General features: G+C 59.6%; 20 protein-coding genes. 5 read left to right on the top strand and 15 right to left on the bottom strand.

All coding sequences use genetic code 11. The features are described from left to right. Position 1 precedes the first annotated feature (1 nt). The 7 genes from wecB (ASD83_RS11070) to ASD83_RS20955 form a co-directional block, all read right to left on the bottom strand. Positions 2-1,135 (bottom strand): non-hydrolyzing UDP-N-acetylglucosamine 2-epimerase, encoded by a 1,134-nt coding sequence (gene wecB / locus ASD83_RS11070; RefSeq protein ID WP_056310824.1) that lies wholly within the window; start codon positions 1,133-1,135, stop codon positions 2-4. After that, positions 1,132-2,241 carry a UDP-2-acetamido-2,6-beta-L-arabino-hexul-4-ose reductase gene (gene wbjC / locus ASD83_RS11065; protein ID WP_056310822.1) on the bottom strand — a complete coding sequence of 370 codons (1,110 nt, stop codon included), beginning with the start codon at positions 2,239-2,241 and terminating at the stop codon, positions 1,132-1,134. The genes wecB (ASD83_RS11070) and wbjC overlap by 4 nt, the downstream gene beginning before the upstream one ends. Continuing rightward, a complete protein-coding gene (locus ASD83_RS11060; protein WP_056310820.1) occupies positions 2,241-3,275 on the bottom strand; it encodes a polysaccharide biosynthesis protein in 1,035 nt (344 codons plus the stop codon). The genes wbjC and ASD83_RS11060 overlap by 1 nt, the downstream gene beginning before the upstream one ends. A gap of 70 nt (positions 3,276-3,345) precedes the next feature. After that, positions 3,346-4,125 (bottom strand): AglZ/HisF2 family acetamidino modification protein, encoded by a 780-nt coding sequence (locus tag ASD83_RS11055; protein ID WP_056310818.1) that lies wholly within the window; start codon positions 4,123-4,125, stop codon positions 3,346-3,348. A gap of 2 nt (positions 4,126-4,127) precedes the next feature. After that, entirely contained in the window at positions 4,128-4,742 is a 615-nt protein-coding gene (hisH, locus tag ASD83_RS11050; protein WP_056310816.1) for an imidazole glycerol phosphate synthase subunit HisH, read from the bottom strand. Further along, positions 4,739-5,893, bottom strand: coding sequence for an N-acetyl sugar amidotransferase (locus ASD83_RS11045; protein WP_056312326.1), 1,155 nt, complete (start codon positions 5,891-5,893; stop codon positions 4,739-4,741). Before ASD83_RS11045 ends, hisH begins: the two co-directional genes overlap by 4 nt. Next, positions 5,886-6,056, bottom strand: coding sequence for a hypothetical protein (locus ASD83_RS20955; protein ID WP_156385924.1), 171 nt, complete (start codon positions 6,054-6,056; stop codon positions 5,886-5,888). The genes ASD83_RS11045 and ASD83_RS20955 overlap by 8 nt, the downstream gene beginning before the upstream one ends. A gap of 41 nt (positions 6,057-6,097) precedes the next feature. On the opposite strand from ASD83_RS20955, the gene ASD83_RS11040 reads away from it, so the two are divergent. Then, positions 6,098-6,607 carry an acyltransferase gene (locus tag ASD83_RS11040; RefSeq protein ID WP_082561122.1) on the top strand — a complete coding sequence of 170 codons (510 nt, stop codon included), beginning with the start codon at positions 6,098-6,100 and terminating at the stop codon, positions 6,605-6,607. A gap of 1 nt (position 6,608) precedes the next feature. On the opposite strand, the gene ASD83_RS11035 is transcribed toward ASD83_RS11040, so the two are convergent. Further along, positions 6,609-7,904 (bottom strand): hypothetical protein, encoded by a 1,296-nt coding sequence (locus ASD83_RS11035; protein ID WP_156385923.1) that lies wholly within the window; start codon positions 7,902-7,904, stop codon positions 6,609-6,611. On the opposite strand from ASD83_RS11035, the gene wecB (ASD83_RS11030) reads away from it, so the two are divergent. Further along, positions 7,903-9,120 carry a non-hydrolyzing UDP-N-acetylglucosamine 2-epimerase gene (wecB, locus tag ASD83_RS11030; RefSeq protein ID WP_244489145.1) on the top strand — a complete coding sequence of 406 codons (1,218 nt, stop codon included), beginning with the start codon at positions 7,903-7,905 and terminating at the stop codon, positions 9,118-9,120. The two genes, ASD83_RS11035 and wecB (ASD83_RS11030), sit on opposite strands and share 2 nt — an antisense overlap. Then, positions 9,117-10,445: a glycosyltransferase gene (locus tag ASD83_RS11025; RefSeq protein ID WP_056310812.1), complete on the top strand. Its 1,329-nt coding sequence runs from the start codon at positions 9,117-9,119 to the stop codon at positions 10,443-10,445. The genes wecB (ASD83_RS11030) and ASD83_RS11025 overlap by 4 nt, the downstream gene beginning before the upstream one ends. 43 nt (positions 10,446-10,488) lie before the next feature. Here the strand turns inward: ASD83_RS11025 and ASD83_RS21465 are convergent, their stop codons facing one another. From ASD83_RS21465 to ASD83_RS10995, 7 genes are all read right to left on the bottom strand, one after another. Then, a complete protein-coding gene (locus ASD83_RS21465; RefSeq protein ID WP_156385922.1) occupies positions 10,489-11,223 on the bottom strand; it encodes an acyltransferase family protein in 735 nt (244 codons plus the stop codon). 86 nt (positions 11,224-11,309) lie between these two features. Continuing rightward, entirely contained in the window at positions 11,310-12,680 is a 1,371-nt protein-coding gene (locus ASD83_RS11020; protein WP_082561121.1) for a lipopolysaccharide biosynthesis protein, read from the bottom strand. A 27-nt stretch (positions 12,681-12,707) separates the two neighbouring features. After that, entirely contained in the window at positions 12,708-13,808 is a 1,101-nt protein-coding gene (locus ASD83_RS11015) for a DegT/DnrJ/EryC1/StrS family aminotransferase (RefSeq protein ID WP_056310808.1), read from the bottom strand. An 8-nt stretch (positions 13,809-13,816) separates the two neighbouring features. After that, positions 13,817-14,881, bottom strand: coding sequence for a Gfo/Idh/MocA family protein (locus tag ASD83_RS11010; protein WP_056310806.1), 1,065 nt, complete (start codon positions 14,879-14,881; stop codon positions 13,817-13,819). 6 nt (positions 14,882-14,887) lie between these two features. After that, complete coding sequence (locus ASD83_RS11005) at positions 14,888-16,195, bottom strand: nucleotide sugar dehydrogenase (RefSeq protein ID WP_056310804.1); 1,308 nt, start codon at positions 16,193-16,195, stop codon at positions 14,888-14,890. A 57-nt stretch (positions 16,196-16,252) separates the two neighbouring features. Beyond that, positions 16,253-17,467, bottom strand: a complete 1,215-nt coding sequence (locus ASD83_RS21300; protein WP_244489144.1) for a hybrid nucleoside-diphosphate sugar epimerase/sugar transferase — start codon at positions 17,465-17,467, stop codon at positions 16,253-16,255. 91 nt (positions 17,468-17,558) lie between these two features. Then, entirely contained in the window at positions 17,559-19,427 is a 1,869-nt protein-coding gene (locus ASD83_RS10995; protein WP_056310802.1) for a polysaccharide biosynthesis protein, read from the bottom strand. A 394-nt stretch (positions 19,428-19,821) separates the two neighbouring features. On the opposite strand from ASD83_RS10995, the gene ASD83_RS10990 reads away from it, so the two are divergent. After that, the gene (locus ASD83_RS10990; RefSeq protein WP_082561120.1) at positions 19,822-20,778 is read left to right on the top strand and encodes a glycosyltransferase family 2 protein; all 957 of its coding nucleotides are present in this window, start codon (positions 19,822-19,824) and stop codon (positions 20,776-20,778) included. Between the two features lie 11 nt (positions 20,779-20,789). Then, a complete protein-coding gene (locus tag ASD83_RS10985; protein WP_156385921.1) occupies positions 20,790-21,209 on the top strand; it encodes a GtrA family protein in 420 nt (139 codons plus the stop codon). Positions 21,210-21,216: the final 7 nt, after the last annotated feature.

Below are 21,216 nucleotides of genomic sequence, written 5' to 3'. Positions count from 1 at the left end.
TTCAGATGGTTTGCTTCCACACCGTGCGCATGACGTAATCTCGATATGAGTGGATGATGCGCACGACCTTGTCAGAGACATTGGGCATCGAGTAATCGGCGACCTGTCGCAATGTCCGATCAACGCCGCGTCCCTGCGTGCTCAAAATTGCCATGGCCTGTAATACGCGATCGAGGTCGAGACCGGTCATCATAACCGAAGCTTCTTCCATGCCTTCGGGCCGCTCGTGGGCCTCGCGCAGGTTCACGGCCGGGAAATTGAGGATGGAGGATTCCTCAGTGATGGTGCCGCTATCGGACATCACCACGCGCGCACCCATTTGCAGGTTGACGTAGTCATGGAAACCCAAGGGTTTCAGCAATTGCACATTGCGGTGGAAGGTGGCGCCCATCGCGTCGATACGTTTTTTTGTCCGTGGATGGGTCGAAACAATCACGGGTTCGTCAAACTGCTCCGCGACACCATTGAGAAGGTTGACGAGCTTGCCAAAGTTAATGTCCGAATCGACGTTTTCTTCGCGATGAGCGCTCACCACAACATATTTGTTCTCTGTGAGGCCCAGGCGCTGGCGCGCATCGGAGGCATCGATCTGGCTGCGGTAGTGCGTCAATACCTCAAACATTGGGGAGCCGGTCTTAATCGTGCGATCGGGGGGGAGACCCTCGCGCAGGAGGTATTCGCGGGCAATATCGGAATAGGTCAAGTTGACGTCTGCAGTATGATCGACGATGCGACGATTAATTTCTTCTGGGACGCGCATGTCGAAGCAGCGATTGCCAGCTTCCATGTGGAAGATTGGCACCTTACGGCGTTTGGCGGGAATGACCGCGAGGCAGGAATTGGTGTCACCCAATACTAGCAAAGCTTCGGGCTTTTGCTCGGCAAGCACGGCATCGATCTTGGCGATAATGTTGCCGATAGTCTGCGCCGCCGTGTCGCCAGCCGCCTCCAAAAATATGTCCGGGCGGCGCACACCGAGGTCGCTGAAGAAAATCTCGTTCAGCTCATAGTCATAGTTCTGGCCGGTATGGATCAGCAGGTGGTCGCAGTGTTCGTCAAGCCTGGCGAGCACGCGGGACAGGCGGATGATCTCCGGCCGAGTGCCGACAACGGTCGCAACTTTGAGACGTTTCATTGCGGCAGCACCCTCGAGGCTATCGTGTCAGGTTTGTTTCGGTCGAACACTTCATTGGCCCAGAGCATGACGACCATGGTGTCGTCGCCGATATTGGTGATGTCATGGGACCAACCCGGCACAGTTTCGACTACCTGGGGCTGGTTCGCATTGGTCTCCAGCACGAAGGTCTCGTCCGTCAGGACGTGGCGGAAGCCGAAGCGGGCCTTGCCCTGGACGACCAGGAACTTCTCGGTCTTGCTGTGGTGATAGTGTCCGCCCCGGGTAATGCCCGGATGTGCGGTGAAGAAGGAAAATTGGCCCGCATCCGGCGTTCGCAGCATTTCGGCGAACATGCCGCGCGGATCGGTATGCGCGACGAGCGGATAGACGAAATCCTTGGGCTCGAGATAGCTGAGATAGGTGGCGTGCAGGGCTCGCCTGAAGCCGGTGCCGACGGCGCCGGTGACCAGGGTTTTCCGGCTGTCGCGCAGGGCCTCGATCTCGGTCACGAGGGCTCCCAGCGTCGTCTGGTAGACTGGCTCGACCGCAACCGGTGTGCCGCCCCCATTGGCGATGAGAGCGAGCAACGCCTCGATCACGTCGTCTACATAGACGAGGCGAAGCAATGCATCGGGGTCGTTGATCTTGATCGGCAGGCCCTTGGCGATATTGTTGCAAAAGGTTGCGACAACGGAATTGTAGTTGGGCCGGCACCACTTGCCGAAAACATTGGGCAGCCGCCAGATATGCACCGCCGCGCCGCTGGCTTTGCCATAGGCGGTGAGAACATCCTCCGCGGCGCGCTTGGAGCGCCCGTAGGGATTGTCGTACTCGGCCTGAATGGACGAGGAATAAACGAGCGGCAGCGGCTTTTCGAGTTGTCCCAGCGCGGTGGCGAGCTTTTCGCTCATGCCGAGGTTGCCCGCTTCGAATTCGGCCTCGGTTTCGGGTCGGTTGACGCCGGCCAGGTGCACGACGAAGTCCACGCCGCCGAGCTTTTCGGCGATGGCTTCGACGTCCAGGTCATGCCCTATCTCGACGACCTGGTGTTCGACCTCGTTCAGCCGCACGACGAGATTCTTGCCGATGAAACCGTTGGCTCCGGTAACTGCGATCGTTGCCATCAATCCTCCAGCGTCGGCGTGCGTCCGGCCACGAGGTCGCGGAAGAAATCGAGCTTCATCAGCAGTTCGCTCATGCTGTCGACGTCAAGGCGTGTGGTGTTGTGTGAATTGTAGTCCTCGGCGCCAGTGATCGTCGTTTCGCCCTGTTCGACATATTTGGCGTAGTTGAGGTCGCGGAGGTCGGGCGGAATGCGATAGTAGTCGCCCATGTCGACCGCACCGGCCATTTCTTCCCGGCTGAGCAGAGTCTCATAGAGCTTTTCTCCGTGACGGGTGCCGATGACGTCGATGGGGTGCTCCGCAACGCCGAGGCGCTGGCGCATCGCGTCGGCCAGAACGCCGATCGTGGCGGCAGGCGCCTTCTGCACAAAGATGTCGCCGTTGTTGCCATGCGTGAACGCGTAGAGCACGAGGTCCACTGCATCGGACAGCGTCATCATGAAGCGCGTCATGTGGGGATCGGTGATGGTGATGGCTCGACCATCGGCGATCTGCTGGGCAAAGAGCGGGATCACCGAACCGCGCGAGGCCATGACATTGCCGTAGCGGGTGCCGCAGATCACCGTCTGCGAATTGACCAGTTCGCGCGACTTGGCGACCATGACCTTTTCCATCAGGGCCTTTGAGATACCCATGGCGTTGATGGGGTAGACGGCCTTGTCGGTCGAAAGGCACACGACGCGGCTGACGCCATTGTGGATGGCCGCCTCGAGCACGTTTTCCGTGCCCAGCACGTTGGTCTTGACCGCTTCCATCGGGTGGAATTCGCAAGAGGGAACCTGCTTAAGTGCGGCGGCGTGGAAGATGAAGTCCACGCCTCGCGTGGCCGAAAGGACACTGCCCGGGTCCCGCACGTCGCCGATATAGAACTTGAGCTTGTCGCTCTGAAACCGCTTGCGCTGGTCGTCCTGCTTCTTCTCGTCGCGGCTGAACACGCGGATTTCACGAATGCCGGTGTCCAGAAACCGCTTGAGCACGGTATTGCCGAAGGAGCCGGTCCCGCCGGTAATCAAGAGCGTCTTGCCGTCGAACATTCCTGTCTGTCCATTCTCGTCGAGCACTGGCGATACGCGCCCGTGCTGGTGCATTTGCTGGCGACGCGCCTCAGCGCGGCAGGTTCTTCAGGACGATCTCGTCCTTTTGCGCCGGGTTGGGATAATTGATCAGGACCGCCCGGTAGTTGCCCTTGAACACGAAGAGGCTACCGGCGGCCGCGCCGATAATGCCGCATCGGCCAATCAGCGCACCGATATCGTCAAGCGAACCGGCGCCACCTAGAACCGTGACCGGCAGCTTGGTGGTCGAGCGGATGCGCTCGGCCAGATCGAGGTCATAGCCCTTCATCATGCCGTCACGGTCGATGGAGTTGATGACCAGCTCCCCGGCACCGCGGCTTTCGAACTCGGCGACGAGCGCGGCCAGGCCCTCACGGACCTTCTTGCTGCCATTGTGGGTATAGACGTCAAAGTCCTTGCCAAACATGGGTTTCTTGACGTCGAGCACGACGACCACGCTCTGGCTGCCGACTTCATCGGCGATCTGCGAGACCAGCGCCGGATTGTTGATGGCCGCAGCGCTAATGGCGACCTTTTCGACGCCGAGTCCGATGATACGCTTGGCCTGTTCGCGCGTCGTGACGCCGCCACCGTAGCAGAGCGGCATGCGGCACTCGACCGCCAGATGGCCGATCATGGTGAAGTCGGGCTCGCGACGCTGTGCGGTGGCGTCGATATCGAGGACGACGAGTTCGTCGGCCTCTTTCTCGTTGAAGATCTTCACAGCATTGATCGGATCGCCGACATACTTGGGATCCTTGAAGCGCTGCGTCTTGACGAGGCCACCATCGCTGACCAGCAGGCACGGAATGATTCTGGGTCGCAGCACGGTCAGAACTCGGCGAAGTTCTTGAGGAGCCGCGCACCCCAGTGGTGACTTTTCTCGGGGTGGAACTGCACGCCGGTGACATTGCCTGCATGCACGACACAGGGGAAATCCTGGCCGTAATTCGCAATGGCGGCGACATCGTTCTGGTTGGCGGCGGCAAAATAGAACGAATGAAGGAAATAGAAGCGGGCGTCGGTTTCGAGCCCCGAGAAAAGACCGAAGGACTGGGTCGCCAACACGTCATTCCAGCCCATATGGGGTAGGGGCATGTCATTGCCGATCGGCAGCTTGCGCAGCGACTGGACGTGACCAGGAATCCAGCCCAGGCCGGTCCGTGTGCCTTCGTCGCTGCTGTTGGCGAGGATCTGCATCCCTACGCAGATGCCTACGACTGGGACCTGCTGGCGCAGCACGAGATCGTCGAGCGTGCCACGCATGCCAGAGGCATCGAGCAGGTCCATGGCGTGGTCGAAATGGCCTACGCCAGGCAGGATGAGCTTGGTGGCGCCGAGCAATTCGTCGGACGAACGGGCCAAGCGGCTCGCGATGTTGAGCCGCTTGTACATGTTGGAGAACGCACTGATGTTCCCCAGCCCGTAGTCGACGATGGTGATCATCGCATCACAGCCTTCTGAATGCCTAGTGCTCGTAGGACCCTGGTGCCCAAGTCGATAAAGGTCATCGCGTTCTTGTAGTCCTTGTAGGTCTTGTTCGGACCGGCATGGAGCGCGCGCAATTCTTCGACGGTGAGACCAAGCTTAGTGGCGATGTATTCGAAATCCTGGTTCACGTCTTCAGGATTATAGGCGGGCTTGGCGATTTTCTCGAGGGCCTCTTCCCGGCTCATCTGGCCGGTCAGGATGAGACTCGAGAAGTGCGCGCGGCGCTTGTCATAGCCGAATTTCGTCGGCAGCCAGTAGCCCTCGTAGAAGCGCGTGAAGCGCGACTCGTAATGCTTGTGCGCATAGCGCTGCCATCCGAACTTGTCGGACAGTTCCTGCATCGCCGCTTCCTTGAAGAAGGGGATATGGTTGAGCGGCTTGACCACGCGCACGTTCTTCACGAAACGATAATAGAGCTTGAAGGTGAAGATGTCCGCCAGCGGGAAGGTTTTGAGTGGGCGCGTGCCGAAGCGCTTGTGGATGTCCTTGAGCTGGCGCAGGTCGGAAGCGTGATAGTGCCATTCGAGGGGCTCGCGCACGCATTCGGTGGAATAGTTAGCGCCGGTCAGGATGTACTTCACGCCGTTCTTGGCCGCGTAGTTGTAGAGGCCGGCGAAGAAGGCGTGGTCCTGCGGCGTGTCGAGATGGGGCACCTGCGCCTTGAAGAAGGCGAGCTGCAGATCCTTCATTTCCTGCCAGTTGATCACTTCGGTATGGAGATCGAGGCCCAGCCCGTCGACGAGCTTTTCGATATTGTTGACGGCCTGTTGCGAATTCCATCCGGCATCCACGTGAAAGAGTAGGGGGCGCAGGCCGAACTTTTCCTTGGCCAGATAGACGACATAGGACGAATCCACGCCGCCGCTGATGCCGATGATGCAGTCGTGATCCTTACCGTTGCCGTCGCGGCGGATCTGCTCGAGCATGGGCTCGAGTTCGCGCATGCCCTGCTCGTTGGGGTGCCAGTGCGGCACGATGTTCTTGTGGTAGTTGTTGCAATACTCACACCAGCCGCGGTCGTCGAAGACGATCTTGGAGTCGGAAGTGTCCATGATGCAGTTCGTGCAGATCTGATATGGGCGTTTGCCTGCCGTCTCGTTAGCCATCTGCATCCCTGAACTGCTGCTGGCCGCCATGCGGGGCGACTAGGTGTTTTGACAATCTGGGGGCTGATACCATCAGCGCCGGTGCTTTGGAAGGGTTGTTCAGTTCCTCCCTCATAACCGCCGCGGGCGTCTTGCCGGGCTTGCCAAGCGTGATGCCGGTCATGCTAATGAAGCCGAAACCCTCTATCGGTGCAAGAGAGCCTCATGCCAGCGACGATTCACGAAAGTGCCTATGTGGACGAGGGAGCCATCATTGGCGAGGGAAGCCGTGTTTGGCATTTCAGCCATATCATGGGCGGCGCAAGCATTGGGCGCAACTGCGTGCTTGGCCAGAACGTCATGGTCGGACCGGGCGTGTCGGTCGGCGACAATTGCAAGATCCAGAACAATGTCTCGCTCTACAAGGGTGTCGAGCTCGAAGACGGCGTGTTCTGCGGTCCCTCCTGCGTCTTCACCAATGTCGTCAATCCGCGCGCTTTCCTCGAGAAGAAGGAAGAGTTCAGGACCACGCTGGTCAGGAGCGGCGCCAGCATCGGCGCCAATGCCACAATCGTCTGCGGCGTCACCATCGGGCGTTATGCCCTGATTGGCGCTGGCGCTGTGGTGACGCGCGACGTTCCTGACTACGCCCTGATGCTTGGCGTGCCGGCACGCCAAGTCGGATGGGTAAACAAGACCGGAGACACGGTAGCCGAAAGACCGTCGGACGAGTAAGTCAGGCGGCGCTAGGAGTTGCGCTTTCGGTTGCGGCTTCGCTCTCCACCCGGGGCAGCGCATTGATGGTCAGCATGGCTATGAACATGAGCAGGAAGCCATTGCTAAACATCGTCCCGAAAAGGCCACCCGTGAATATGAACCAGCAGAAGACCACCCACATGCACTGAAACGCCAGGTCGTCGGATCGCGCGAAGAGGCGGAGGGCCTGTCCGACGATTAGCGAGAAAATGATGACGCCGACCCAGCCGAAATTGATGAATGCCTCTATGAAGAAGACGGCATTGGCCCGGCCGGTGGCGGCGGATCCAAACTGATCTCCGAAGACGACGGCGTCGAAATTGACGCGCTGCTGTCCGGTGACCCGGGCTACCAACGAACTGGTGGCGCCAAGTAGATGCCGGCCTTCAAACTGCTCTTCAAAGACGCGGAGCCCGTCTGCGGCGGTGATGACAGGCACGGCGATCGAACGCCAGAGAATCAGCTTGACCGCCGAATCCGGTCTGTGCCGGATGTCGAAGTAGGACGCGGCACCCGTGTGGCGAGCGGTCTCGCCCTCTTCATCGCCCAGCTCACCCAACTCGGTGGCCTCATGATCTTCCTGGACGAAATAATCCGTCCCTGATGCGAGGACCGTATTGAGATAGAGTACCCCGGCTGACAGGACGGCGATGGCGGCAAGTGCCGCGAAGATACGTCGGGCGTCCCTGTAGTACTGGGTCACGAAGACGGTCAGTGGCGCTACTGCTAGGATGAAGAGGATCTTTTCGAGCGAGAGAAGCGTGTAGGCGATGAAGACGGCAAGTGCGAGGAACCGAAAAGCACTTCTTTCGGCGAACAGGCGTGTAGTCGAATAGGGCAGCAGGACGCCCACGAAAACGGTGCTGAAATAGGGGAGGGCGGCTTCCCATCCAGTCCGTAGCTTCAGGAAACCGGCACGCTCCTGACTGAGTTGATCCGCGGTAGAGGACCCAAGGGCGGACAGCACAGGAACACTGTCCGCAGTCAGCAGCGTTACAGCCACGAAAATGGTGAACGCCATCCAGATGGTGACATGCACGATCCTGGCGTTGATAGGACGTCGGTAGCGCTGCCGATAGATCAGCCGGTCGATGAGGGGAAGATGGTATCCGGCAATGATAGCCGCCAACCCGACGCCACTGACCCCTGCGAGCAGCAGCATATATTGATTATGATCAATATAAAAATAGATGAAGGCGGGGAGTGCAACGTAGAGGCTAAATATAGCCAGACTAACAAGCAACCAGGAATTTGCAGGTGCCAATAGTGTTTTCATGGCCAATACCGCCGATTTGATTGGTTCGGAGATGGCAGGTTTTGTGGTGGAAGGCAAGCGTCGACGCCCCATTTGGCTTGATATTCGACCAATCATCCGTAAAAGCGGTGTGTCACTCGGGTTGGAGACTTTTGTGCGCAAGAAGGTCATCGTCGTCGTCGGTGCTCGTCCGCAATTCATCAAGGCTGCGGTCGTCAGTAGGGCTTTGGCGGATCAGGCCGCCCTCGAGGAGGTCATCGTCCACACAGGACAACACTTCGATGACAATATGTCGAAGGTTTTCTTCGAGCAGATGGGCATCCCCCATCCCAGGCATCATCTCGCGATCGGCGGCGGGAGTCACGGCCAGAATACCGGTCGGATGATCGAATCGCTGGAGGGCGTTATCCTTGCCGAGCGGCCGGCTGCGGTACTCGTCTATGGCGATACCGATTCCACGCTGGCCGGGGCCATTGCGACGTCCAAGCTGAACATTCCGCTGGCGCATGTCGAAGCCGGCTTGCGGTCGTTCAATCGCCGCATGCCCGAAGAGATAAATCGCATCCTGACCGATCATGCGTCAGACGTGCTGTTTGCTCCGTCCCAAACGGCGATAGCCAACCTGCACAATGAAGGCGTCGCGCCAGAAAAGATAAAGCTGGTTGGAGACGTGATGTTCGATGCCGTGAAGACCTTCACGGAGGTGGCAAGGCGGGAATCCTCAATTCTCGCCGATTTGGCGCTGGTGCCCAAGAGCTATGCCCTGGTCACCATCCATCGCAAGGAAAACACCGATGACCCCGCGCGACTGTCCGCCTTCATCGAAGCTCTCTCACAGACCTCTCTCCCCATCGTGCTGCCGCTGCACCCGCGCACGCGCAAGCGCATCGCCGATCATGGATTGACGCTTCCGGCGCATTTCACGCTCATTGATCCGGTCGGCTACCTGGACATGATGGCCTTGGAGTCATCCGCCGCGGTCATCGCGACCGACAGCGGTGGCGTCCAGAAGGAAGCCTATTTCCATGGCGTGCCCTGCATCACCCTGCGCGATGAGACCGAGTGGGTGGAGCTGCTCGATATCGGGGCCAATGTGCTCGTGGGTTCCGACAAGACGGCAATCGCCGAGGCTTTCACCAACGCGAGCAATGCGCAGCCCGTCGCCAAGCTCGACCTTTACGGCGACGGGGCCTCCTCCAAGCAGATCGTGGCCGGTCTCCTGGACTATCTCTCATGACCGCCCGGAATATCGTCTTGATCGTCCACTATTTTCCGCCGGTGAACAGTTCCGGCGCAAAGAGAATGGAGGCCATGTCCAAGTACTTCTCCCGGTCCGGCCGAAACGTGACGGTCTTGACTACGGTCAAGGGCGAGGCAGATGGCGAGTTTACGGAAATGATGCCGCCCGGCGTGACGGTGCTCGAATTGGACTGGCGGGGAGGCGTTCGACCATTTGAAGCGAACCGGCATCAGGTCCCCAAGCCTGCAGAGCAGCCCGTCCAGTCCGGCCGGTCATTGACGAGGATCGCCAAGGACGCGGTGATGCATATGTTCGGCCAACTGCCGGATCCGCGTCTGCCTTTCGCGATGAGCTTCCTCAAGCCGAGGCTTGCCCCCGAGGTTGAGCGTGCCGTCCGAGAGGCGGACGTGATCGTTGCGACGACGCCTCCTTGGCCGCCGCTCCTGGCGGCAATCGCCTTGAAGCGGCGTTTCCACAAGCCGGTCGTGCTCGACTACCGTGACCAGTTCAGCCTCTGCCACGAGATGCCCGGAGGGCGGTTCGCTAAGGCGCTGGAACTGCCGATCGACCGTTCGCTTGCGGCACAGGCCGACGCGCTCGTGACGATCTCCGAACCGATGTCAGCTTACTATCAGAACTTTCATCCTGACACCCACACCATCCTCAATGGCTACGATCCGGAGCCGCTGGAGGCGGTCCTGTCCCGCATCGAACCGGTCGACTCTCGCGATCGCCCCCTGATCATCCGATATATGGGGCTGGTCAGCGAGGGCCGGATACCGAGGGCGCTACTCGGAGCACTGTCCCGTCTGAAGGCGACAGCTCGCGTCGACCCTTCCATGATGCAGTTCGAGTATTATGGCGAAGGGCGCGTGATGCTCAACTATCTTCAGGAGCATCATCCCGACCTTAGCGAATTCTTCAAGTTCCTGCCGCGTGTATCCTATTCGAAGTCGCTGGAACTGGTGGTGACGTCGGATCATCTGCTTTTCTGCGAGAACTCGATTCCGCCAAAGACCGGAGAAATTGCTAGTGCGAGCGGCATATTAACGACCAAGCTCTTCGAATATTTGGCGTCCGGCCGGCCGATCCTGGCCGATATCGGCCCCCAAACTCTGGCTGGTTCCTTTGCCGTGAGAGCGAGCGACCAGCATTTCGTGTCTGACGATACCAATGCCTTCGAGGACTACCTGCTGTCCGACAGCTTCAGGAAGCCGCAAGCAGTGGCGCGATCCGACTTTGTGGATTCCTTGTCACGCGCCGCTCAGGCACAGACCTATTTGGCCCTGCTGGATGGCGTGGTCGCCAAGTCCAAAGCGTAGGCCCTGGAGGGGCGCGGTACCCTCCAGGGCGCCAGCGCTATCTTCAGTCGAATATTGTGTCAGCACGTCCGGAGCCGTTTTGCCTAGCCCAGTCCACGTACAGCTTAGCTGATTGCGCGCTCGCCTTCGGAATAGTGACCAGTGTCGGCGCGGACGAAGAAGCATGCTTCGTCGGAGCAGAAAGGCTCGTTCTGGTCGTAGAAGATCGCACTAGGATTTGACATATGGACGGCGTCGGCGAGCGGCCAGAAGGTGTCCTGTTGGCCCAGAGGGCATGGGCCACGAGGGCAAGACCGTGTAGAGTTGCTCCTTGATGCCCGGGATCCCAGGGATCAGAGATGCAGCAATGGCTTGGTGATTGCGGAGTGTCGAAATGACCGCTTTCGGTCCACAGAATGAGGTTGGATGCAAAACCCGCCCCACGCGCGGTATGAAGGCCGAGCATCATGTATTCGTCGACCAGCAGGCGAACCAGCCGACGACGAGGGAGGCGGCGAGCACGGTCGCCAACGTGAGAAAGATGCGACGGATGCGCTTGTCGTAGAAGCGGAGGAGCGAAACCGCCCCTGTTCGAGCGAGTTGAAAATGTGCCGGCAATCAGGTAGCCGGAGAGGACGAAAAACACGTCTACACCAACAAAGCCGCCGAGCAGCCGCATGGGAACGGCGTGAAAGGCGATCACCGAGAGGACGGCAAAGGCACGCAGGCCGTCGATATCGGGTCTATAGCTCGAAGTCGCCTTCACCAGATGTTTGCCCAGACCGCCGTGCACGCCCATGCCCCCTGCAATTCTGTCGGTGGTTAGTATGGCTTGCCAGCGAAACAAATGCAGTTTTGTGCCGGTCTTCCTATCGCGGAGGCATCTCAGAACGTGATGCGGGCTAGGACAAAACTGGCCGCCACGCCCAGCACGAGCCAGCTGGCTATGAAGGGCAGGCTGCGCAGGGCGACGAGCCCGGTGGTCTTCCAATCGGTCTCGACGATATTGAGGATGAGGATCAGGTAGACGAGATAGAAGACCGCGCCGGACAAGGCATAGAACTCCGAGAGGGGAGCGCCGGGCAGGGCGGCCGCCAGGACCACGGCGCCGGCTCGGAGACCGAGGCCGAAAACCTGCAGCGCGAATGCCTCGACCAGACGGTTCTGGATATGAAGGGCGAGCGAGATCGGGGATGCTAGGAACTGCATGATGAACCAGGGGGCCATCCATGTCACGAGTACGCCGGCCCGGGTCCATTCACTGCCGAAGACGATGCGGAACAATTCAGGCGCCACGACGCCGATGCAGATTATCGGACCGACGCCGGTCTTGAGCAGGCCCGAGAGTACCTCGGTGGTGAAGCGGCCGATCGTGCCGGCGCGTGCTTCTTCGGGGCCGCGCGACATATAAACCTGAGACACTGCATTGCCGATCAGGCTCATCGGCACCTGCATCGCATACATGCCCAGGCTCAGATAGCCCGCCTCCGGGCCCACCGCCCAGGCACTGAGCAGGATGATCGGCAGATAGACTGCCGCGCTGTTACACATGGCCTCCAGCGTCGAGAACTTGGGGAAGCGGTCGTATTGCCGCGCCATGCGGGCGATGTCGTGCCGTCCGACCCGTCCGATCGTTGCCTGTTCGTCGCGCCACAAGCGCCAACCGAGGCGAATGGAGCCCACGCCGCTGTTTGCGAGTTGGCCGAGCAGCAGCCCGAGTGGTGCGATGCCGGCCACGCCCAGCGTGATCTGCGTCGCTGAACTGCCAGCAGCCTGCATGACCCGATTGCGGGCGAGCTGACCGAACTGCTTGCGCCGGACGAACCAGAATTGCAGTGTGCTGTAGGCGCCGGCCAGAAATGTCGCCACCGGCGCCAGCCAGAGGTAAGGCGCCAGCTCCGGGTGACCCAGCCATCCGGCAAGGGTCGTGGAGAATAGCGCGACCGCGACGAACAGCACCAGATTGAGCGCCGCGGCTATGCCCAGGGAGAGCAGCACGACCGCCACGCCGTCCTCATCCTTCAAGGGAAGCGGCACAGCGATGTCGAAGCGCAGGCAGGTGCCGACGGAGAGAATGGCGATGATACCGGTGAAGACCGCGAGGGTGCTGAAATCAGCGGGCGTGTAGAGCCTTGTGGCCACCGGCAGCGTGGCGGCCAGAATGGCCTGGGCCACGACTGTGCCGCCGACGAGAATGCCTACGGCCCGCATGAATGGGCCACCCAGCGCTTGCTTCACTCTGTCAGTGAGGCTCATGGGCGGACCCACAGCGGCTGGCCGCGATCATAGCGGCAGGGCCGCGATGATCCTGTCCTGCGTCTCTTCCGACAGATAGGGGTGCATGGGAAGGCTCAGCACGCGCTCCGAGACTGCCTCGGCATTGCTCAAGGTGCCGGAAATGCGCGAGATCGGACCATAGGCCGGCTGCAAGTGCAGCGGAATGGGGTAGTGGATGGCAGTGGGGATACCCTGTTCCTTGAGGGCTGCGACAACGGCATCTCGATCGGCCACCTGGATAGTGAACTGCGCCCAGACGCAGCTCCGGTCCGGCCGGACGACTGGCAACTGGATGGAATTAATACCGGCAAGGCGATCCAGGTAGCGCTGGCCGATCGCGAGACGACGCTCGACCTCCCACTCGAACTGTTCGAGCTTGGCCAGGATCACAGCCGCCTGGATCGTGTCCATGCGGCCGCCGACGCCGACGCGGACATGGTGATAGCGCTTGCCTTGGCCGTGCACGCGGATCTGGCGCATGACGGTTGCCAGTTCGGGATCGGAGGTGAAGATGGCTCCCCCATCGCCATAGCATCCGAGTGGCTTGCTTGGGAAAAAGCTGGTGCAGCCGATACGACTGACATTGCAGCTCTTGGCATCACGATAGGTTGCGCCGAAACTCTGCGCGGCGTCCTCGATGACTGCAAGACCGTGCCGGTCGGTAATGTCGTTGAGCTCCTGCATGTCTGCGGTCTGGCCATAGAGAGAAACAGGCATGATGGCCCGTGTCCGGCTCGTGATCGCGGCTTCGACCAGGCTGACATTGATATTGCAGGTATCGGGCTCAATATCGACGAAGACTGGAGTTGCTCCCACCAGCGCGATGACCTCGGCGGTCGCGGCGAAGGTGAAGGGAGAGGTAATCACCTCGTCACCGGGGCCGATGCCCAGCGCCATCAGCGCGATCAGCAGCGCCTCGGTGCCCGAGGATACGCTGATGCATTCCGCACCGCCGACATAGGCGGACAGCTTGGCCTCCATCTCCCCGACTTCGGGACCCATGATATACTGGCCATGGTCCAGCACGGCCTGGATGCGGGCGTCCACGGCGGGCTTGAGAGCCGCATACTGGGACTTGAGATCGATGAAGTCGACGGCGCTGGCCATTGGCAATCCTATAGGGGGTCGAGCGGCAGGTGGACGCGTTGCCCGTCACGCGCCGCGCGGTAGATGGCGGTGAGTACTTCGAGCGATTTCAGACCCTCGCGGCCATCGGTCTCGGGAGCAGCCTGGCCGCGCAGGACGTTGATGACATTGTCGTAGTAGAGCGGGTGACCGAACCCGTAGACCGAGCTGGTCTCGTAGCTCGCGCTCTCCAGCTCGGCATCGTCGGGATGCGGCTCGGCGAATTCCCAGTGCTGGATCTGGTTGACGGCCAGGCCGCCGACGCGGACGGTCCCCTTCTCGCCGAGGATGGTAATGCTCCCCTCGAGATTCTTGGGGTAGGTCAACATGGTGACATTCATCGAGCCCATGGCGCCCGAGCGCCAGCGCAGACTGACGACACCACTGTCTTCCGCCTCGATATTGCGGGCCAGCGTGCCGGTATATGCTTGGAGGCTTTCGATCGGGCCGATCAGCCAATCGAGCAGGTCGACATAGTGGCTGGCCTGATTCATGAAGGCACCGCCGTCGAATTCCCAGGTGCCGCGCCAATCTGCGGCGTCATAATATTCCTGCGGCCGTGTCCAGAACACGTTGATGTTGACCATGTAGATACGGCCGAAGCGCCCCTGCGTGATGGCGCGCTTGAGCAATTGCAGGGTGGCGTTGCGACGGTTCTGCTTGACCACGAAAAGCCGGACGCCCGCCGTATCGCACGCCTTGACCATGCGCTGCGCGTCGGCCCAGCGCGTGGCCATCGGCTTTTCCGTCATGACATGGCGGCCAGAGCGCGCGATCTCGATCGCCTGCTCCGGATGTAGGCCGCTCGGCGTGGTCAGGACGACGATGTCCGCGTCGGTCTTTTCGAGCATGGCGCCGAGGCTCGCATGTGGTCGGGCTCGGGCCTGTTCTGCGGCAGCTTCAACCGCGCTGGGAACGATGTCGCAGACATCGACGAGCTGGGCGCGGTTGTGGTGCTTGGCGATTGCGGCAATGTGGTTCTGCGCGATGCGGCCACAGCCAACAAGGGCAAAGCGGATCGGGCGGTCGGTCACCGGGGGAGCGAAAGTGTGCATGAGTTCTCAGGACCTAACGATGTGGTCGGCCGGATCGAGATAACGGCCCCGGCTGTCGACGATCAGTTGCGCGTGCTGCTTGATGAGATCGTAGTTGAACCGGTCATGGTCGGTGGCGATCAGCACGCAATCGAAGCCGGCAATGTTTTCGGGCGTCAGCTCAACGCTTGTGAGGTCGAAATGGCGATGGTCGCGTAGCTGCGGAAAAACCGGGATATGCGGATCGCTGTAGGCGATCGTCGCGCCAAGGTTTTCCATGCGCTCCATCAACACAACCGAGGGGGACTCGCGCATGTCGTCGACATTCTTCTTGTAGGCAAGACCCAGGACCAGGATGCGGCTGCCGTTAAGAGACTTGCGGCGGTTGTTGAGCGCACCCACGACCTTGCCGATCACGAAGTCGGGCATGGCGGAATTGACCTCGCCGGCCAGTTCGATGAAGCGCGTGTTGACGCCATATTCCCTCGCCTTCCAGGTCAGGTAGAAGGGGTCGATGGGGATGCAATGGCCACCGAGGCCCGGGCCCGGGTAATAGGGCACGAAGCCGAACGGCTTGGTCGCGGCGGCGCGGATAACCTCGTAGATGTCGATATCCATCTTATCGGCGACGATCTTCATCTCGTTCACGAGACCGATATTGACGGCGCGGTGGATGTTCTCGAGCAGCTTGGTCAGTTCCGCGGCGCGCGTCGAACTCACCGGCACCACGCGGTCGATGACGCCGGAATAAAGAGCGACGCCGACCTTGAGGCAGCTGGGGGTCACTCCGCCGCAGACTTTTGGAATGGTCTGGGTGGTGAATTTGGTATTGCCCGGGTCTTCGCGCTCGGGCGAATAGACCAGGAAAAAGTCCTTGCCGACCTCGAGCCCGCGCGACTGGACGCGGGGCAGCAGCGCTTCGTCGGTGGTGCCAGGATAGGTGGTGCTTTCCAAGGACAGCAATTGCCCCGGCCGTAGGTAGGGCACCAGTGCGTCGGTGGTGTTGAGCACATAGCTCAGGTCGGGTTCTCGGTGTTTGTCGAGGGGCGTCGGGACGCACAGGATAAGCGCGTCGGCGTCGGTGGCGCGGGCATAATCTGTCGTGGCCTCGAAGCCGCTTGCCAGCAACCGCTCGATGCTCGGGGGGGAGATATGCTCGATATAGCTCTGGCCCGCCATCAACTGTCCGACCTTGTCGGGGTCGATGTCGAAACCGATGATCTTGTAGCCGACTTCGGCGAAGCGCAGCGCCAAGGGCAGGCCGACATAGCCAAGTCCGACAATACCGATCGTTGCGGTGCGATCGTCGATTTTTTGCAGGAGGTCGGTCAGCATGGGGGGCTACTCTGAATTTCGATAACAAGGGTAGGCAGCGAAAGCGAGGCGTCTTGGCTAGGCTTGGTCGAGGCGGACCTTGTCGCCCCGGCCTCGACCCAGGCCGGTTTGAATGATCAGCTTTATGTCGAACAGCAGCGAACGCAACTTGAGGTAGCGCTCGTCCCAGTTGGCCAATCGCACCGGGTCGCTCATGTCAATGTCGTTTACCTGCGCAAGCCCGGTGATGCCAGGCTTTATGCTCAGCACGTTGCGCGCCTGACGCTCGGCAATCAGTTCCGTTTGTGAGGGGAGGCAGGGGCGCGGTCCAACAAGGCTCATCTGGTTGGCTAGAATGTTGAAGACCTGCGGCAATTCGTCGATCTTGGATTTGCGTAGGAAACCGCCCAAGGGCGTCACCGCAGAGATCGGGACTTGGTGCGTCGCGACATTGGGGGCGGACGTATACATGGTGCGGAACTTGTAACAGGTGAACGGCTTGCCGTGGCGGCCAATACGCGTCTGGCAGAAAATGCCCGGTCCCGGCGACTGCGCCTTGATCACCACCCAAACGGCAATCATCAGCCACCAGAGCAGCAGCAGGATCGCCAGCGCGCTGACAAAATCCATCAGCCACTTGAGGCCCACGAAGAAGGGGTTGCGCTCCTGGTCCGTCGAGACGACCAGCGCGTCCTCCCGCGTGTCATCGAGGGTGAGGAGCGCCGCCACGATGTCCGGGATGGTCACGGTGGGCTTGAGCGCCTTGAGCACTGAGAGCAACGGGCGCGACACGAATCCAGGCAATCTGTTCAGCGCCGCCAACCGTCCGGACAGGGCATCGCCGGTGACGGCAGGCAGGTAGAGGATGCGGGTGTCGATCGGCGCATTCTGCCCCAGAAGTTCGACGGCAGCCCTTTTCGAGCGCGCATAGGCGGACTGGTTGGCCTCGTCCAGGGCGTGCGTGGACGAAAAATAAACGAGGCGGTCCATCCCGGAGGCGGCCGCCTGGTCGCGAGTGGCTAGCGCCAGGTCGACATTAACGGCCCTGAACGTCTCGTAGTCCGCGTCCTGGTCATTGTTGATGGTCGCGAGGTAAAGGAGCGTGCGGCCGGCGCCACCGGTCTTGCCGATATCCCCGTAGCCGCCGATATCGGCGCCGGGATAAATCCCCTTCAGCTTCTCGGTGTCGCGCCCGATCAGAACGACGCGACAGCCGGCATCAACCAGCGCCGGAACCAGCTGCCGGCCCACAATGCCGCTCGCCCCGACGATTACAAAGCTCCGGACGCTCATCGCTCTCTCTTTCGGTGTGGTGTGGGTCGTGCTGCTGAAAGTCCCACCCCCTTCGCATGTCGCGGCAATCATGTTGAAGTTGAGATCCAACCTAGCCGCTTTTTTCGACGGCTTCGAACAGCAGTTGACGGGCCGCATGTTCGTCGTGACGCTCGATGATCGACTGGAGATCGACCAGCAGGTCCGCAATGGAGACGGACCGCGCGCGCGAGGGAGCACGCATAATCTTGGCATGCTTGGTGATCTCGGCGTCCGAAGAATTGTAGAACAGCTCTTCGTAAAGCTTCTCGCCGGGACGCTTGCCGGTGACGACGATTTCAATGTCGCCATGGGGATTGGCTTCATTTCTCACCGACAGGCCCGCCAGCCGGATCATGTTCTCGGCTAGCTCAGAGATCAGCATGGGCTCGCCCATGTCGAGCAGGAATACATCGCCACCCTTGGAAAGCGCGCCGGCCTGCACGATCAGCTCGGCGGCCTCCTGGATCGACATGAAGTAGCGGGTCATGGCGGCGTCGGTGAGGGTCAATGGGCCGCCGGCGGCGATCTGCTGTTTAAAGAGCGGAACTACGGACCCGTTAGAGCCCAAGACGTTGCCGAAGCGTACGGCGCAAAAGCGCTGTCCAGTCTCCTCGCTCTTGGCTCGCATGGCTATGTTGCCTACGATGAGCTCGGCCCACCGCTTGGTCGCGCCCATCACATTTGTTGGTCGGACTGCCTTATCCGTTGAGATCAGGACAAAATTCTCAACACCCTGAGCGTAGGCCGCCTCGGCCACGGCTGCCGTACCAAAAACGTTATTCTTGATGCCCTCCAAGGCATTGGCTTCAACAAGAGGGACATGTTTGTGAGCTGCAGCGTGAAACACAACCTTGATGTCATGCTGCGCCAGCACCATGTTCACGCGTTCCCGATCAATGACCGAGCCGAGGACGGGTATGACGACCAGATCCTGCAACTCGGAAAGCTCTTGCTCGATCTGGTACAACGCGAACTCATTGGCTTCGAACAGCACCAGGCAGCGAGGGCTCCAACTAGCTATCTTGCGACAGAGCTCCGAGCCGATGGAGCCGCCGGCCCCCGTCACCATGATTGAGCGACCGACGACCATGTGCTTGATCAGTTCGGCATCTGGCGGCACCGATGAACGGCCAAGTAGTTCGACGATGTCGATTTCCTTGATCTGGCTGACAAGGTATTTGCCGGTAACGAGATCGACGATGGATGGAAGCGCGCGGATCTTGACGCCATGCTTGCTGACGGAGGCAACAATTTCCTTGCGGCGTTGGGAAGTGAGTGAGGGGATCGACAGGATGACGTCCTTGACCCCGTGCTCTGCTATAAGTTCCTCTAGGGCACCAGGACTATGCACCCTGACGCCTGCCAGTTCACGGCGGTGCAAGGCGGGATTATCGTCTACGAAGGCCACCACCATATGCGTGCTGCGCAGCGACTGAGCAAGCTGTATGCCCGCGTCGCCCGCGCCATAGATGATCGCGGCTGTTTGCGATGCTAGTGTTCGGTCAAATTGCGGCAGGAATGTCCATTTTGCCGCAAAGCGACTGCCGGCAATGATGAAGGTTCCAAGGCCAAGATAAATCAGTGGTACGGACCGGGGCACAACGAGGCGCCCTGCCAGTTGAGACAGAAAGACGAGTACAACCCATGCCACAGTGGCGACAACCATTGCCCGCAGGATAGTCCACATCGCCCGCTCGGGCAGATATCTGACGATTGCCCGATAAAGCCCCATCCGAATGAAAACAGGGATCGTCACCACCGGTGCGAGGACAATGACGATCCATTGATCCAAAGAGTTGGGCAGGTACCACGCGTCATAGCGAAGGCAAAAACTGGCCCATAGCGCACATGAAAGGGCAACAAAGTCGAAGGTAAGCAGTATCGCTTGCTTTACGCGTCGCGGCAGACCCAGGACCCAGGTCCGAAAACGATCGATCATCAAAGTCTCATGGGTGAATACGAAATACAGATGGTCCGAACGGCGAAGCAAACTCTAGGCAAAGCCGGTGGCGGTTTATCATAGCGGACCCTACTATGTCATCAGGCCGGGCGCGTCTTTCACCGCTCGTTCGGTGCTCATACCAATGTCGGGCGGAAATGGCGAAGCTGCTCCCGGGTCGGCGTTGTCCGGATGCGTCTTTGGTCGAAATAACGCGGTATCTTGTAATGACGCTCTATACCGACTAGCACGGGTACAATGGTTGGAGTGGGGTATCGAGACGGTTCTGAGGAATACTCAGCGATCTGCGACTATAAGCCTCTAGTGAACGGTTAGGCGGGCAGCAGAAGCGAAATGTCTCAAAGTCGCTCGAGATAGTCAGTGGTTGACGTCGATGATGTCGAGGAAAAGTTCGAAACACATGGTTCGCAGAATATCTTTCGTCGTCGCGGTATACCAGAACGAGCTCGCGCTGACCGAAACATACAAGAAGATAAAGTCTCTATTTGCAGAGAATGGTGCTCTGCACGATTTTGCCTATGAGATAGTTTTTGTTGACGATGGGTCTCGCGATCGGTCTCTAGAAGAGATAAGAGGCATCAAGGCGAATGACAGTTCGGTCGTCGGTATCACCTTCACGCGTAACTTCGGGCAGATGGCAGCTATGCTCGCTGGCTTTGCTGAGGCCAGTGGAGACGCCGTCATCAACATTTCTGCCGACTTGCAGGATCCCGTCGATCTGATTCCCCAAATGGTGACGAAGTGGAGCGAGGGCGCAGAAATCGTCGCTTGCTACCGAACGGATCGAGCCGATGGCTTTGCGGCAAAGATGACGTCTAGGATCGCTTACGAAATCATCCGGCTGTCGCTTCCGCAAATGCCGGCCGGTGGCTTCGATTTCGTGTTGATGGACCGGAAGGTCATGGACGCGTTCAATGCTGTGGACGTCCGCCACCGGTTTTTTCAGGGCGACCTGCTCTGGACGGGGTATCGCATGCAGCTAATCCCCTATGTTCGCCAGAAGCGGACGATTGGCCGGTCACAGTATAATTTCGCCAAGCGCCTCAAGAATTTTATGGACGCCATTCTCGACGCGTCCTACCTGCCGATCCGCTTCATCTCCCTTTGCGGCTTGGCAGTGTCGGTTGCAGGGATCATCTATGCAGTGACCATCGTGGCCAGTTGGGCCATGGGACACACGCCCTTTGACGGCTGGGCGCCCCTGATGATCGTCAATCTCTGTCTGTCTGGCCTCATCATGGTCATGCTGGGCGTCATCGGTGAATATGTTTGGCGCATCAACGAGGAAGTTCGCAAAAAGCCGAACTACATCGTTCGCGAGAAATTCTAGGATCTTCCGCAGTGTCGCTGCCTATTGGACGCACGAACCTGGTGGAGTTGGTGAAATTCCTCTTCGTAGGGGGCGGAAATTTCATGCTCACGCTGGTGCTCTTTTATGTCTTTGTGTCGATCTGGCATCTGGACCCCGTCTTCTCGATCGCCGCGGTGTCACTGATCGGATTGTTGTTCACCTACTACCTGAACCACACATGGGTTTTCCTGCCCGGCGATAAACTCGATTTTCGCAAGAACCTGATACGCTATGCGACCGCAAACGGATTTTCTATTGTGGCCAATATGATACTCCTGCGGGTATTGCTCGTAACCACCGAGCTTTCTGCATTTTTTGCTCAACTCATCCTTGTGCCGTTCTTGGTTGCCCTTAATTTCGTAACGGCAAAATTCTGGTCCTTGCGCCGTCGAGAGGGGGAATCTGAGTGAGCTTGAA

Origin of the sequence: Devosia sp. Root685, from assembly GCF_001427875.1 — a bacterium.
Classification (GTDB): Bacteria; Pseudomonadota; Alphaproteobacteria; order Rhizobiales; family Devosiaceae; genus Devosia.
This window is presented reverse-complemented; position numbering and strand designations above follow the sequence as displayed.